This window comes from Pinibacter aurantiacus (genome assembly GCF_019130065.1).
Taxonomy (GTDB): Bacteria; Bacteroidota; Bacteroidia; order Chitinophagales; family Chitinophagaceae; genus Pinibacter; species Pinibacter aurantiacus.
In genome coordinates, this window is sequence record NZ_JAHSPG010000015.1 from 454,567 (window position 1) to 468,982 (window position 14,416).

Sequence of the window (14,416 nt, forward strand, 5' to 3'; positions counted from 1 at the left end):
ATATTTGAAGCGATCAATATTTTCAATACATGAATAAGGCATATTTGCTGATAGGCGGCAATGTCGGAAACAGGTTGCAAAATCTCGCCAGAGCAGCCAAAATCATCCAGGAAAACTGCGGAAAAATCACCCTTTTTTCTTCAGTTTATGAAACGGCGGCCTGGGGTTTGGAGGATCAACCGGCTTTTCTGAACCAGGCACTGGAGCTGGAAACTTCTTTTAGCGCGTCCGAACTCATGAGCCGCTTACTTTGGTGCGAGGAAGAGATGGGGAGAAAACGAATGGAAAAATATGGCCCGCGCATTATTGATATGGATATTTTACTGTTCAACAACGAGATACACATCTCGTCACACATAACCGTTCCGCATCCGGCCCTACCCGTGAGACGCTTTGCCCTTGTACCCTTGAACGAAATTGCATCTTCGTATATACATCCCGTTTTGCGCAAAACAATCCACCAACTATTGGAGGAATGCGCCGACAAACTGGATGTGAATAAATATGAATAACATGTTGAGAGGCAGGATATATATTTGCGCGAAATCGTGAAACGTGAATGGTGAATCGTGAATAGATGGTTAACAATCGAACTCCCATTCACGATTGACGTTTCACGATTCTCGACCTCACTCTACCATGAAGTACAACTTTATTACAATAGAAGGGAATATTGGTGCCGGGAAAACGACGCTGGCGCATTTATTGGCAAAACGTTTCAATGCAAGGCTCATCCTGGAGGAGTTTGCGGATAATCCGTTTCTGCCTAAGTTTTATGAAAATCCGCAACAGTATGCTTTTCCGCTGGAGTTATTCTTCATGGCTGAAAGATTCAAACAATTAAAGGAGTTGTTGCAACAAAAGGATCTTTTTCAAAACGTTACCATTTCAGATTATTTGTTTACCAAATGTTTGCTTTTCGCAAAAGTAAACCTGCCGGATGATGAGTTTCGCCTTTATCAACGTTTGTTTGAAATTATACATCAGCAACTTATTCAACCGGACCTTCTCATCTACCTTCATGCGCCTGTAAAAAAACTGCAGGAAAATATCCGTCGCCGTAACCGTCCTTACGAGCAGGCTATTCCTAACGAATATTTGTTCAATATTCAGGAAACATACACGCACTACATCAAGCAACACGATATTAAAACGCTTTTCATCGACGCGTCCAACGCAGATTTCCTTAGCAATGACATTCATCTCAATATCATTCTGGATGCGCTGGATAAAGATTATGATGATGGACAGCACTATTTGACGCTGCCATAAGCAGCGAATTAAGAATTAGGAATAAGGAATGCTTTCTGTGAAGCATTCAGAATGATGGCTGATATTTTTTTCTGTTCAACGAGGCTTCGACAGGCTCAGCCTGACAGCACGAACTGGGTGTCAGGCTGAGCCTGTCGAAGCCCGTCCGAACTGGATTCATCCGGGCGGGCCTTCTCGCTAAAAGCATTGTCAACAAACAAATCTGTGTAAATTCGTCTAATCAGTGTCATCAGCGTGCCATCAAAAATCATGAAAATCTGCGTTCGTTACCCTTCACTTTCAAATTTTCAAATCTGCAAATTTTCAAATTGCCGTAATTTCGCGTCGTTTAATATTCTAACACTACAATGGAAAGTCAGCAGCAAAAACCATCTCCTTTCGAAGTATTATCAGTTAAAGAGTTCAGATTTTATATAGTTCAGCGTTTCTTTTATACCATGGCTTTGCGCATGGTCACCACAGTGGTTGGCTGGCACATGTACCAACTTACAAAGAGTCCTTTTGCATTGGGCCTGATCGGTTTGTCGGAAGTAATACCGGCGGTAGGACTGGCGCTTTATGCCGGGCACTATATCGACAAAAATGATAAGCGAACGGTTCTGCTTCGTTGCATTGTAAGTTACCTGTCGTTGGCTTGCTGCCTTGTTTTTTTGTCCACAGGTTTCTCGGAACAACATATTCATAAGAACATTATTCTCTCCTTATTTTACGTAATTATTTTCTTCACAGGTGTTGTACGTGCATTTGCAGGGCCTACCTCCAATGCAATAGTGGCGCAGATTGTACCGCGGGAGAAATTGCCAGGTGCCATTACCATGGGACAAAGCACCTACCTCACTGCGAGCATCCTGGGACACGCTTCGGCAGGTTTCTTAATTGCCTACGTAGGTTCTGCCATAACGCTTTCAGTGGTTTGCCTGTATGCGGCCATTGCCGCAACTGCGGTGGCATTGATCAAACGAAAACCAATCGTGAGCCTTGATGTAAACAAACGTACATGGGAAAGTGTAAAAGAAGGATTGCGATATGTCTTCAAAACAAAAGAATTGTTGGGCGCAATGTCGCTTGACCTGTTTGCCGTATTATTTGGCGGCGCTGTTGCATTGATACCCGTTTTTGCATCAGACATTTTAAAAGTAGGGCCCATTGGCTTTGGATGGCTGAATGCCGCTACAGACATCGGTTCTGTGGCCAGCATCCTTACCATGACCATCTTCCCTCTAAGAGGTAAACAAGGAAAAATATTATTGTTTGCAGTTGCAGGCTTTGGCTTGTGTATCATCACCTTCGGTTTGTCACAGGTATTCTGGTTGTCGTTTGCAGCCTTGCTTGTCAGCGGAACGCTGGATGGCATTAGCGTTGTGGTGCGTGGAACCATTCTTCAATTAAAAACACCTGATGAATTACGTGGTCGCGTTTCTTCCGTAAGCTCCATGTTCATCAGTTCCAGCAACGAATTGGGATTGTTTGAAAGTGGTGTTGCCGCGAAATTATTGGGCGTCGTTCCTTCGGTTATCTTCGGTGGCTGCATGACCCTCGGCGTAGTGATCTTTACATGGTTCAAGGCGCCGTCTTTACGGAAGATGGAGTACTAGCCGCTGCGAAACGCAGGCGGCAATGTGGGAATTTGAAAATTTGAAAATTCTTTCCGTGTGACATTCCCTTTTATAATTCACTCTCAGAATATTCGAGAGATAACAAATAAATAAGAACTGATCCACCCTCAGCATTTTCAAATTTTCAAATTTGCATATTTTCAAATTGAAGAGTTCTCAGAACTCTTCAATCTTCTTCTTATCCCCCACTATCCACACAATATCATCCCACGCAAATTCTGTGTCGGAATGTGGGTTTAGAATACGTTCGCCGTTTCTTTCGATTCCTACAACGAGGCCGTTTGTTTTTTCGCGGAGTCCGGAGTTGCGGATCGTTTTGCCGGTTAAGTGATTGTGGCTGTCAACAATGATTTTATCAAGCACCATTTCATCTTCTTGTGTCGGTGGCTCAGACTTCTGAGCTTCTATAACCGGTCTGAAATTCTGCATTTGCTGGTCTGTGCCGATGACCGCAATTTTATCGTAGGGGTAAATAACTTCTTCGCGGGTGGGCGTCCTTATAAAATTGTTGCCGCGCTCAATAGAAGCGATGTTTATGCCATACTTTTCACGCCAGCCAAGATCGATCAGGCGCTTGCCTATAAAATCAAGATTCGGGCTCACATCGAAATAAGCAAGGTGAGCATCCCATGGTGAAAGATCTTCTTTGCCATCTACATATTCAATCGTCTCGCGATCATTCAGATTGGTAATAAAACGTTTCTCTATCCGCTGGTAAAACGATTGTAATTTCTTCGAAAAAATTAGCAACACGATCGCCATGATGACTGCTGCTATACCAATGGAAAGCCAAAAAGAAAAGAATTGGCGGAACAAAAATCCAACCAGCAATACAGCAATTACATTTCTCGAAGCCTCCAACATCAGCAATGGGCCTCTGTTGTATTTATTATCCAACCAAAGAAATCTTGAGTGCTCGCTTCGAACTTGCTTCACCATCAATGCCCACAAAAAAGGCGACATGATGCCAAACGCAATAAAGATGGAGATAGCAGTAGCAAGCCTTGCGTTATTTATTTCACGGCTTATAAATGGCGCCACATAATAGGATGTTAACAACACAACGGCCACTATCATTACTCCATTTATGATGATGATGCCTCCATAGGCTCTCAATACTTTTTTCCAATCGCTTTCTGCCTGTATTGTTTGTGTACCCGCGCTGTAACGGTCAATTGCCCTGAGCCACCTGTTTGGCAAAACTTTTACAAGCCAGTTGTACAGCGGGTTTGCAAGCTTCATCATGTATGGCGTGGTAAATGTTGTGATCACGGAAACGCCCACAGCAATTGGATATAAATAACTGCTTGTGACTTTCAAATCCAAACCAAGTGTGGCAATAATAAAGGAGAACTCCCCTATTTGCGACAAGCTCACACCGCTTTGTACAGACTGCTTTAGCGGTTGTCCTGATAACAGCGCTCCAACCGTCACATTCACTGTTTTACCAATAATCACCACTGCGGTTATAAGTAAAACGGGACCTGCATACTCTATAAGCAACTTAGGATCGATCAACATGCCCACAGACACAAAGAACACCGCGCCAAAAAGATTTTTTACTGATTTCACCAACTTATCTATATGTTCCGCTTCTGTCGTTTCCGCCAATATTGATCCCATGATGAATGCGCCGAGTGCTGCAGAAAACCCCACACTGGACGCAACGACAACCATCAGCAAACACAATCCGCAGGATACTACCAGCAGCGTTTCGTCACTCATTAAATTGCGGACCCTTTTCAGGAAGGATGGTAACAGAAATATTCCCGCCAAAAACCAAAGACACAGGAAGAAAAACAATTTACCTATGGAGAATAATAATTGAGAGCCTTCAAAATCGCGGCTCACACTTAATGTAGTTAACAACACAAGCAATAACACCGCTGCAAGATCTTCTATGATGAGGATACCCATTACCACTCCGGCAAACCTTCTCGTCTTTAAACCTAACTCATCAAAGGCGCGGAACACGATGGTGGTAGAAGAAATAGCAATGATACCACCAAGAAACATACAATCTATTTGTGACCAGCCGAGAAATCTTCCGGTTGCATAACCCAATATGGTCATGCAGGCAACTTCGAATATTCCGGCAATCGCAGACGAGCCACCACCCTTTGCAATTTTCTTAAAACTAAATTCAAGACCAAGTGCGAACAACAAAAAAACAACTCCAATTTCACCCCATGATTTTACACCTTCAATGTCCCCGATTGTTGGGTAAAGCGTCATGTTTGGCCCCACCAGCAAGCCGGCAATAATATAGCCAAGCACAACCGGCTGCTTTAATTTCTTGAATATTAAAGTAACAATACCGGCCGATCCTAGTATCAATGCTAAATCCGTAATAAGTGTCGGTAAGTGATTCATTAGCCATTCAGTTTTAATTATAATCGTCTGTAAAAAATATCAGTAAGGTGTCGGATTACGATTGCGCTGTGATAAGGTTGGAATTGCGATCGTGAATCGTCTATCGTGAACGGTGAATGGTGAAACGCGAATCGTAAATGATACACCCGAAACTAATCCACCATTCACGTTTCACCATTCACGTATCGAGGTCTCTGTGCGGCAAGCTATTTGTGCAATAAAACTTAATTTTTACCACATAAACAAAAAACAAACGGCTTAATTATCTATTTGCTAAATTTCAGTTCTAAAATCTTGCCATGAGCGTGATTCATATCAGCAATTTGAAAAAAGAATACAGCGGCAATTATGTATTGAAAAATATCAACCTCGATTTTGACAGCGGTCAGATCATCGGTTACATTGGCCCTAATGGCGCTGGAAAAAGCACAACGATAAAAATTCTCACCGGTATCATACAGGAGTTTGAAGGTGATGTAAATGTACTCGGCATGGACATTCGTAAAAATGCGATCGACGTAAAACAACGCATCGGATACATTCCTGAAAATGCAGTGTTGTATGAGGTGCTCACGCCCGTAGAATATTTGCGTTTTGTAGGAGGCTTGTATCAACTGGATGAAGCAACTATTGATCGTAAAACCAATGAACTTCTGCGCCTGTTCGATCTGCATGATAAAGCAAATGTTCGCATGAATAATTTCAGCAAAGGAATGCGCCAGAAAGTGCTGCTCATTTCCGGACTCATCCACAATCCAGATATTATTTTCCTTGATGAACCGTTAAGTGGACTTGACGCAAACGCTGTGATATTGGTGAAGGAAATTTTATTGCAATTAAAACTTGCAGGAAAAACCATCTTCTACTCGTCGCACATTATGGATGTGGTGGAAAAAATAAGTGACCGAATCGTGATCATCTATAAAGGCGAAGTGATTGCTGATGGCAGCTTTGAAACACTTCGATCCGAAGCGCATAAAGGTTCCCTGGAAACGATCTTCACATCCCTTACCGGCAACGAACAACACCAATCAACGGCGGGCGAATTTGTGGAAGCGTTGAAATAATTTGAAAATTTGGGGATTTGAAAATTTGAAAATGAGAGAGCACACAGATGACACGGATTAGACTGATTTACACGGATTTTTCCGAAGGCACTCACAAATCTGACACACAGAGTAGCCAACGAATAAATGCTATTGTGTCACACAGAAAGAATTCTTAATTGAATATCCTTCGAGTGCCTCTCTATTAATTACTAATTATTAATTATTAATTGCCTTGAACAAACTGCTCTTAAAACTAGTCTATCTCTTCCGCTCTCTAATGCCCACGGAGGTTGACTTTGATAAAATGATGATCATTGTAAAAGCAAAGCTTACAATGGATACACGTCGTGTGTATTTGAATTATAAGAGTGCGAAGCAAAAAGAAAATCGCAATCATCTAAACACCGTTTTGCTGATATATGGCTTCTTCGGCTTGATGATAGGTTTCCTGGTCTTCGCACTGCCGTCATTTTTGTTGTGCATGATCATATTTCACACTTATGTGCTGTTCATGATGGCCATGACATTGATCACAGATTTCTCAACCGTTTTGCTCGACACCGCCGATAACCAGATCATACTTTCGCGTCCTGTTTCCAGCAAAACAATTTTCATGGCGAGGCTGGTGCACATTATGATCTATCTCTTGCAATTCACCATTGCACTCAGCCTGTTTCCTATTGCATTTACATTCTTCAAGTATGGACCGCTCACCGGTATTGGGTTTTGCGTCACGACATTCCTTACTGTTTTGTTGGCCGTGTTTACCACTTATCTTTTTTATCTCATCATGCTTCGTTTTAGCAATGAGCAAAAAATAAAAGAGATCGTTACCTACTTTCAAATATTCATGACCATCTTTTTTGCGATGGCTTATCAAATTGTTCCACGCATCATCAATTTTAAATCATTGGCAGGTTCGTTTGAATTGCATTGGTACGCTTATTTTCTTCCTCCGGTTTGGATGGCGCTTTTGCTGGACGGATTGCATTCACTTTCATTTGATCGTCTGCATATTTTAATGGCTGCACTCGCCATCGGCATGCCTGTGATCACTTTTTGGGTATTGAACAAATACCTCGCACCGTATTTTTCTAAAAAACTGTCTGTCCTTAACAACGATGCTGTTGAAGTATCAAAAGGAACAGACAATAATGTTCAAAAACGATCCATTGCGCAAAAGCTTTCTACGCTTGTTTGCAAAAAAGGTTTCGAGCGAAGCGCTTTTGAAATGACATGGAAAATAACAGGACGCGATAAACAGTTTCGACTGCAGTTCTACCCGAGCCTTGCATATATACTCATTTTTGTATTTGTGTTTGTTTTCAGAAGCAATCAAAGCATTGGTGAAAGCTGGGAAAATTTACCCGCCAGTTCGAATTTTCTTGTACTGATCTATGTCCCATTGTTCACCATTTCAATGGGAATTATGGTGATGGCATTCAACGAAAACTTCCAGGCTTCATGGATCTTTTACAGCACACCTGTTGATAAACCAGGCGAATTATTAACCGGCTCGTTGAAGGCACTGCTGGTAAAATATTTTCTGCCCGCCTATTTAATCATGTTTGTTCTGGCATTGTACATCTGGCACTGGGCCGTAGTTGATGATTTCTTTTTTGGCCTTTGTAATAATATACTTTGCTTTTTCATCATGGCAGCACTAACGCCGCATTATCTCCCATTTTCCCGGCAGCCAAGCACACAACAGCAAACAGGAAAGGTAGTGGTGGTACTCGTACAAATGGTAATGATCGGCGCACTGATCGGCATTCATTATGTGCTGATAAAATTCCCAATAATTTTCTACGCAGTCATCCCTTTCCTTGTGGCAGGAGTTATAGCAATTCTTAGAAACCTGCAAAGATTGCCGTGGCGGCGGATTGTCACCGCCTAATTTGAAAATATAGAAATTTGAAAATGCATTCTGTGTAACTTGCTAAATATTTTATAAAGGCAGTTTGCATCACGAGCATTTTCAAATTTCCAAATTCTCAAATTTTCAAATTATTCCATGGCTGTAAATATCGAGGCGTATAATAGCATAATTGACGAGCTAAAATCTACAAGTGTGCAACTGGTTGCTGTTTCTAAAACAAAACCGGTGGAAGATATCAGGACATTGTACGATGCAGGACAAAAGGATTTTGGAGAAAACTATGTGCAGGAAATTACAGAAAAACAGCCAGCCCTACCGGCAGATATCCACTGGCATTTCATCGGTCATTTGCAAAGCAATAAAGTAAAATACATTGCGCCTTTTGTTTACCTCATTCATGGCGTAGATAGTTTAAAGTTGTTGCAGGAAATAAATAAACAGGCCGCAAAAAACAATCGCGTTATTGATTGCCTTTTGCAAGTTTATATCGCACAGGAAGAATCAAAATTTGGACTGGATGAAAATGAATTGCAGGAAATCGTCGCCAATCTTTCATCATTGCAAAATGTGCGTGTTACAGGATTAATGGGAATGGCCTCTTTTTCAGATGATCTTTCAAAAGTGAGAACCGAGTTTAGTAACCTCAAAACGATCTTCAATAAATTAAAATCCCGGGAACTTCCAGCCAATTGTCAGCCCACCATTCTTTCCATGGGCATGAGCGGTGATTACCAGCTTGCCATTGAAGAAGGCAGTACCATGGTAAGAATTGGAAGTCTGCTGTTCGGCGCGAGGAAGTAGGGCATCGGAACGCAGATTTTCAAGATCGTCATGATTTATTATGATTTTCTTGAATCTTTTTGCAAAACCGTGAGGATGATGTGTAAGAACGAATTTCACATTATTCCCAATCTTAACTCATCATGAAAATCATGACAATCTGCGTTCTTTCTTCAAAATCCGTGTAAATCAGTCCAATCTGCGTCATCTGTGTGCTATCTTCCTCACATTTGCTTAAATTCGCAAGCCCAAAAGGCATTTTTTAAATATGAGCGAGATTAAGAAAGAAGAAGAAAAATCACTCAATTTTCTTGAAGAAATTGTGGAAGAGGATCTAAAGAACGGTCGTTACAAAAGCATTTTAACACGTTTTCCTCCGGAACCCAATGGTTACCTGCACATTGGCCATGCCAAAAGTATTTGCTTGAACTTCGGTCTGGCGCAGAAATACGGCGGCAAAACCAATCTCCGTTTCGATGACACCAATCCGGTTACAGAAGATACAGAATATGTAGACAGTATAAAAGATGACGTTCGCTGGCTCGGTTTTGAATGGGCCAATGAGTTGTATGCGTCAGATTATTTTGAACAGCTTTACAACTTTGCCGTGGAGCTGATTAAAAAAGGTTTTGCTTATGTGGATGATAGTTCTGCAGAAGAAATAGCCAAACAAAAAGGCACACCTACAGAACCGGGCGTTCCCAATCAATACCGCTCAAGAAGTGTGGAGGAAAACCTTCAACTTTTTGCGGACATGCGTGCCGACAAGTACAAGGACGGCGAAAAAGTTTTGCGTGCCAAAATAGATCTGGCTTCGCCAAACATGCACATGCGCGACCCGATCATGTATCGCATCAAGCATGCGCATCACCACCGTACGGGCGACAAATGGTGCGTCTACCCGATGTACGATTTTGCACACGGCCAAAGCGATAGTATTGAGAATATCACGCATTCCGTTTGTACGCTGGAGTTCATTCCTCACCGCCCGCTGTACGACTGGTTCATTGAGAATCTGGCCATTTTCCCATCCCACCAATATGAGTTTTCCCGACTTAACCTTACCTACACGGTAATGAGTAAGCGCAAACTGAAGCAACTGGTGGAGGAAAAACACGTTACCGGCTGGGATGATCCGCGAATGTCAACCATCAGCGGATTCCGTCGTCGTGGTTACACACCGCAAAGCATCCGGACCTTTGCAGAAAAAATAGGTGTTGCCAAACGCGAAAACCTCATCGATGTGTCGTTGCTGGAATTCTGCATCCGTGAAGACCTGAATAAATCGGCGCATCGCAGAATGGTGGTGTTTGACCCATTAAAAGTGATTATTACCAACTATGAAGAGGGTAAATCTGAAATACTGAAAGGCGAAGACAATCCGGAAGATCCAAATACAACATATCGCGACATTCCTTTTTCGCGTGAATTGTTTATTGAAAGAGAAGACTTCATGGAAGTAGCTCCTAAAAAGTATTTCCGCCTTGCGCCGGGACAAATGGTGCGTTTGAAAAGCGCGTACATCATTAAATGCGACGATTTTGTAAAAGATGCCGACGGCAACATTACAGAACTGCATTGCACTTATATTCCTGAAAGTAAAAGCGGCAGCGATACGAGCGGCATCAACGTGAAGGGCACCCTGCATTGGGTAAGCGCCCCTCATGCTGTTCACGCAGAAGTTCGCTTATACGACAGGCTTTTCAAAGTGGAAGATCCATCCAGCGAAGAGGGTGACTTTAAAGATTACATCAACCCCAATTCTTTGGAAGTAGTCGAAACTGTTTACGCTGAACCTGCGCTGGCACAGTCTAAATTTGAAGACCGCTACCAGTTTTTGAGAAAAGGTTATTTCTGCCTTGACAAAGATACATCCGAAGAGAAATTGATATTTAATAGAACGGTGACGTTGAAAGATACCTGGGCAAAAGAAGTGAAGAAAGGATAGTATTCTTTTGCAGCCTATAGCCAAACGCCTAATGCCTAACGCAAGTCCCTGCGTTTAGCGTTAGGCGTTTGACATTCGGGGCCCTCTGATTATTAGAAATTTTTCCAAACTTTTACCTCTCTTTCTTGTTATAACTAGTTGTTAGCTAATTAGCAAAACCCTAACACACTAACAGAAAAAATTCATTATCTTCAGATAACCGCCTACCCTTTACTGCCGCACTTTTTTTATATCTCAGAACAAAAGAAGAAAATATATGAAAAAACTCCTTTTTGCCGTATTCCTGTTTTTTTCTGTTACCGCTGTTATTGCACAGCCAACCGTTACGGAACAATTTCAAAAGATCTCAACGATGGAGCAGGCTCAAAAATTTATTGATGCCAATGCGCCGCTCAAGCCGGTCATCTTTAATGTTGTGGCGGGCAAGGACACTACCATGATCGCAAAGCGCTTGTTGCGTCAAACAAAGGGCAATGTGTTTAACGTGGGTTATACCACCTACAAGGTGCTGGAATCAAACGAGTCTGTTAAATACCGTGCCAGCTACATTTTCCTGGATGGCGGAAGTCTAAGCCCAGCGGAAGTTGACAGCATGAAAAAGATCATTGCAAAAAAGATCGATGCAGGACAATCGTTCGATGCCTTATCGGATCAATACACCATGGACGGTAACACCACACATGGTGATACGGGCTGGTTCTTTGGTGAGGAAATGATGCCGAAAGAATTCCAGGATGCCGTTTCCAAACACAAGACAGGCGAAGTGTTTTATGTTGATGTTCCCGATAAACAATGGCACTACATTGTAAAGAAAACTTATGACGATGATCTTAAAAAAGAGATGACCATTCTTAGGGCAAACGGACGATAATGAATTTATGTATAGAGCATGTCCAAATCCCTGCTTGACAATTGAGCGGGGATTTATTTTTTAAGCTCGTCTATGCGCATTTTAGGTAAATTGTCCGGGAAGTTTTTTTGAATGTATGTGATCATGTTTTCGCGAATGTAACAGCGAAGATCAAAGGCCTGACCCGAGTTTGCAGCACTCATCAGCGTCCTGATTTCCATAACTTTTTCTGTAATGTTCGTTACCTGCACAACGCCCACTTTTCTATCCCAAAGAGGTGATAGTTCCAAAAGCCGCATGTATTCTATACGCAAAGGTTCAATGGGCATTGTATAGTCTACATAAAAATAAACGTAGCCAAGCAAATCGGATGTATTGCGCGTCCAGTTTTGAAAGGGCTTTTCAATAAAATAGTTAATGGGTAATACAAGGCGACGCTTATCCCACAAATTCATCACCACATACGTAAGCGTAATTTCCTCTACCCGCCCCCATTCATTTTCAACGATCAGCACATCGTCAATGCGTATGGGTTGCGTGAAAGCAATTTGAAAACCTGCTAAAATATTAGCGAGCGATTTTTGCGCTGCAAAACCAATAATGATACCTCCAACACCCACACCGGTAAGCAGCCCGGCTCCGATTTTTTTTAGCCCATCAAAACTCAGCAGTACGGCGCAAATAGTTACAATAACAATGATCCCTACAATGAGTCTCCAAATAAACTGCACCTGCGTGCGTATCTTCCGCTCACGAAGATTGTCCGCTTTTGAAATATCGTAAGAATGATAAATATAGTCTCGCAAAACGTTTACCAACCCAATGAGTACTGCTGCAAACGTAATGGTTAAAAAAATACTCACTGTTTTATCCAGGTTGCTTTCAAAAGCAGGCCTTACCCGCATAAAGGGCAACATGAAATTGAATACCAGCACGGGAAGAAAATAGTTAAACGGCCTGCCAATATTGCTAAGAATGGATTTTGGCAAAGAATAATCCCGTCCTGGTTTCACAGCTGTATACCGCAGCGAAACCGATAGTATAAATTTGATAATGAACGCCAATATAATAGACGCACTTACCAATAATAAGTTCCACACCCAATCGGGTAACTTTCCAAATACACTTTGCAATTCGTCCATGGGCGGCAGGTTTATTATGCTAGAAACATTACAAACGATGTACCGGGAATGAGGACAAAGCTGAATAACTGAATAACCGAATAACTGAGTAATTGAAATTCAAAGTGAATGATCGAATGTAAACTTTCAGTTATTCAGTTACTCAGTTATTCAGTTACTCAGTTATTCAGTTATTGACCTGCGGTTACCTCACACTATCATACTGCATCACAAACTTGCTAAGATCCGGTGCATTCTTTTTTTGCCGTTGCAGCTCGTAGTTATAGATGATGTTGCCAACTTCTTCAAAAAAGGGATAACCGATCGTGTCATAGTCGTATTTATCGTCGTTTAAAATACCGTCGCTGTTGGTGTAAATAGTGGCTGTCAGCATAAACTCAACACCGTTTAGAAAATCGACAACATAGGCAGCATCAGTGAGAAAGCCATAGCTCCAGCCTGCTTTATTAAACACTCTTATATAAGGGGGTATTTTTTTCTTGCCTGCTTTAAAGAAGAAGAATTTGGTGTAGCTGTCAAAATATTCAGTAGTGTCGTATTTGGGAAAGTTTGTCTCAGAGGGATATTGCGACATGTATTTGTAGAGGAAACGATAGTCATCATCAGAGAGATCAAATCGTTTGGAACTGCTTACCGATGAAGGAAACAACACGGCCTGCAACATTTGCTGCATGTCCGTCAAGGCAAACTTATTATGTGTGGTAAAATCCATCGGCTGCATGATGAGGCTGTCATTTCTATCTAAATGTCCATTGCCGATTTTAATCTGTTTTGAAAAATCAAATTTGAAATTGCTGTAGGCTGCGGGTTGCGTGTAAAGCAAATGATCTCCATTCACAAATCTCACCTGGCTCGTGTGGCGGTTTTCATCTTCATTCATCGGAGCAAAAGAGCGGGTTATAACGGTGTTCCTATAGCCTTTTTTCTGCAGCGCGTCATTGATGTATTGTTGACCGTCAAACTCGTATAATCTGTTATAGGCATCATTATCGCTTATCAAAAATATCTTACGAACATAATGCGCAACCGACGGCAGCTTGTTTTCGCTTGTTGAATCGATCCATGCATTTGTTTGCTTGCTGTAAGAGCTGTCGAGCAACATGGTAGTGTATTTATCAACCATTGGCACACGCAGCTTATGAAGCTTTTCCAGTGCCAGCAAGGCAATGGGCAATTTCACTGTTGAGGCCGGATTGAAATACTGTTCTTTATCTACGTGTAAATAATAGTTGGTAAAGGTTGGATTGTTGTGTTTGCTCCTGTCAATTTGTGTGTAGATGAGCTGATATCGAAAGCTGTCGGGCTTGTCAAGGATATTCAATAACAAGGGCGAGCCTTTTTCAATCAATAGTTTTTGCAGGAAATCGTCGGAGCGAGATTGAGCCTGCAAACCTGCAAGAGCTACAAAAATTGGTATGAAACAAGATAACCATTTATACATACAAGATTTTTATCGATTACTTTAAATGAGAAAATCCTATTTATGATAAATTTGATCTGCCTAGCT

11 protein-coding genes are annotated in these 14,416 nt (G+C 41.8%); 8 read left to right on the forward strand and 3 right to left on the reverse strand.

The genetic code is table 11. The features are described 5' to 3' along the window. Nucleotides 1-29: 29 nt before the first annotated feature. The 3 genes from folK to KTO63_RS20290 all read left to right on the forward strand — a co-directional run bounded on the left by folK (nucleotide 30) and on the right by KTO63_RS20290 (nucleotide 2,867). A complete protein-coding gene (folK, locus tag KTO63_RS20280; RefSeq protein WP_217793771.1) occupies nucleotides 30-512 on the forward strand; it encodes a 2-amino-4-hydroxy-6-hydroxymethyldihydropteridine diphosphokinase in 483 nt (160 codons plus the stop codon). Nucleotides 513-639: 127 nt separating this feature from the next. Next, a complete protein-coding gene (locus KTO63_RS20285; RefSeq protein WP_217793773.1) occupies nucleotides 640-1,272 on the forward strand; it encodes a deoxynucleoside kinase in 633 nt (210 codons plus the stop codon). 347 nt (nucleotides 1,273-1,619) lie between these two features. Beyond that, entirely contained in the window at nucleotides 1,620-2,867 is a 1,248-nt protein-coding gene (locus KTO63_RS20290) for an MFS transporter (protein ID WP_217793775.1), read from the forward strand. 177 nt (nucleotides 2,868-3,044) lie between these two features. Here KTO63_RS20290 and KTO63_RS20295 read toward each other — a convergent pair whose 3' ends face one another. Then, nucleotides 3,045-5,261, reverse strand: a complete 2,217-nt coding sequence (locus KTO63_RS20295) for a cation:proton antiporter (protein WP_217793777.1) — start codon at nucleotides 5,259-5,261, stop codon at nucleotides 3,045-3,047. 299 nt (nucleotides 5,262-5,560) lie between these two features. On the opposite strand from KTO63_RS20295, the gene KTO63_RS20300 reads away from it, so the two are divergent. The 5 genes from KTO63_RS20300 (at nucleotide 5,561) to KTO63_RS20320 (ending at nucleotide 11,788) form a co-directional block, all read left to right on the forward strand. Next, nucleotides 5,561-6,328 (forward strand): ABC transporter ATP-binding protein, encoded by a 768-nt coding sequence (locus KTO63_RS20300; protein WP_217793780.1) that lies wholly within the window; start codon nucleotides 5,561-5,563, stop codon nucleotides 6,326-6,328. Between the two features lie 214 nt (nucleotides 6,329-6,542). Beyond that, nucleotides 6,543-8,207, forward strand: coding sequence for a hypothetical protein (locus tag KTO63_RS20305; RefSeq protein WP_217793782.1), 1,665 nt, complete (start codon nucleotides 6,543-6,545; stop codon nucleotides 8,205-8,207). Nucleotides 8,208-8,324: 117 nt separating this feature from the next. Then, the gene (locus KTO63_RS20310; protein ID WP_217793784.1) at nucleotides 8,325-8,990 is read left to right on the forward strand and encodes a YggS family pyridoxal phosphate-dependent enzyme; all 666 of its coding nucleotides are present in this window, start codon (nucleotides 8,325-8,327) and stop codon (nucleotides 8,988-8,990) included. Nucleotides 8,991-9,237: 247 nt separating this feature from the next. After that, nucleotides 9,238-10,917 carry a glutamine--tRNA ligase/YqeY domain fusion protein gene (locus tag KTO63_RS20315; protein WP_217793786.1) on the forward strand — a complete coding sequence of 560 codons (1,680 nt, stop codon included), beginning with the start codon at nucleotides 9,238-9,240 and terminating at the stop codon, nucleotides 10,915-10,917. A 256-nt stretch (nucleotides 10,918-11,173) separates the two neighbouring features. Further along, the gene (locus tag KTO63_RS20320; protein WP_217793787.1) at nucleotides 11,174-11,788 is read left to right on the forward strand and encodes a peptidylprolyl isomerase; all 615 of its coding nucleotides are present in this window, start codon (nucleotides 11,174-11,176) and stop codon (nucleotides 11,786-11,788) included. A gap of 53 nt (nucleotides 11,789-11,841) precedes the next feature. Here KTO63_RS20320 and KTO63_RS20325 read toward each other — a convergent pair whose 3' ends face one another. Then, on the reverse strand, nucleotides 11,842-12,909 hold the full coding sequence (locus KTO63_RS20325) for a mechanosensitive ion channel family protein (protein ID WP_217793788.1): 1,068 nt from the start codon (nucleotides 12,907-12,909) through the stop codon (nucleotides 11,842-11,844). Nucleotides 12,910-13,093: 184 nt separating this feature from the next. Further along, entirely contained in the window at nucleotides 13,094-14,350 is a 1,257-nt protein-coding gene (locus KTO63_RS20330; protein WP_217793789.1) for a serine hydrolase, read from the reverse strand. Nucleotides 14,351-14,416 lie beyond the last annotated feature (66 nt).

Bases quoted from the DNA above. Each gene is read 5' to 3' on its own strand.
- KTO63_RS20285 (WP_217793773.1), top strand. From the start codon at position 640: ATGAAGTACAACTTTATTACAATAGAAGGGAATATTGGTGCCGGGAAA.
- folK (WP_217793771.1), top strand. From the start codon at position 30: ATGAATAAGGCATATTTGCTGATAGGCGGCAATGTCGGAAACAGGTTG.
- KTO63_RS20290 (WP_217793775.1), top strand. From the start codon at position 1,620: ATGGAAAGTCAGCAGCAAAAACCATCTCCTTTCGAAGTATTATCAGTT.
- KTO63_RS20330 (WP_217793789.1), bottom strand. From the start codon at position 14,350: ATGTATAAATGGTTATCTTGTTTCATACCAATTTTTGTAGCTCTTGCA.
- KTO63_RS20320 (WP_217793787.1), top strand. From the start codon at position 11,174: ATGAAAAAACTCCTTTTTGCCGTATTCCTGTTTTTTTCTGTTACCGCT.
- KTO63_RS20295 (WP_217793777.1), bottom strand. From the start codon at position 5,261: ATGAATCACTTACCGACACTTATTACGGATTTAGCATTGATACTAGGA.
- KTO63_RS20300 (WP_217793780.1), top strand. From the start codon at position 5,561: ATGAGCGTGATTCATATCAGCAATTTGAAAAAAGAATACAGCGGCAAT.
- KTO63_RS20315 (WP_217793786.1), top strand. From the start codon at position 9,238: ATGAGCGAGATTAAGAAAGAAGAAGAAAAATCACTCAATTTTCTTGAA.
- KTO63_RS20325 (WP_217793788.1), bottom strand. From the start codon at position 12,909: ATGGACGAATTGCAAAGTGTATTTGGAAAGTTACCCGATTGGGTGTGG.
- KTO63_RS20310 (WP_217793784.1), top strand. From the start codon at position 8,325: ATGGCTGTAAATATCGAGGCGTATAATAGCATAATTGACGAGCTAAAA.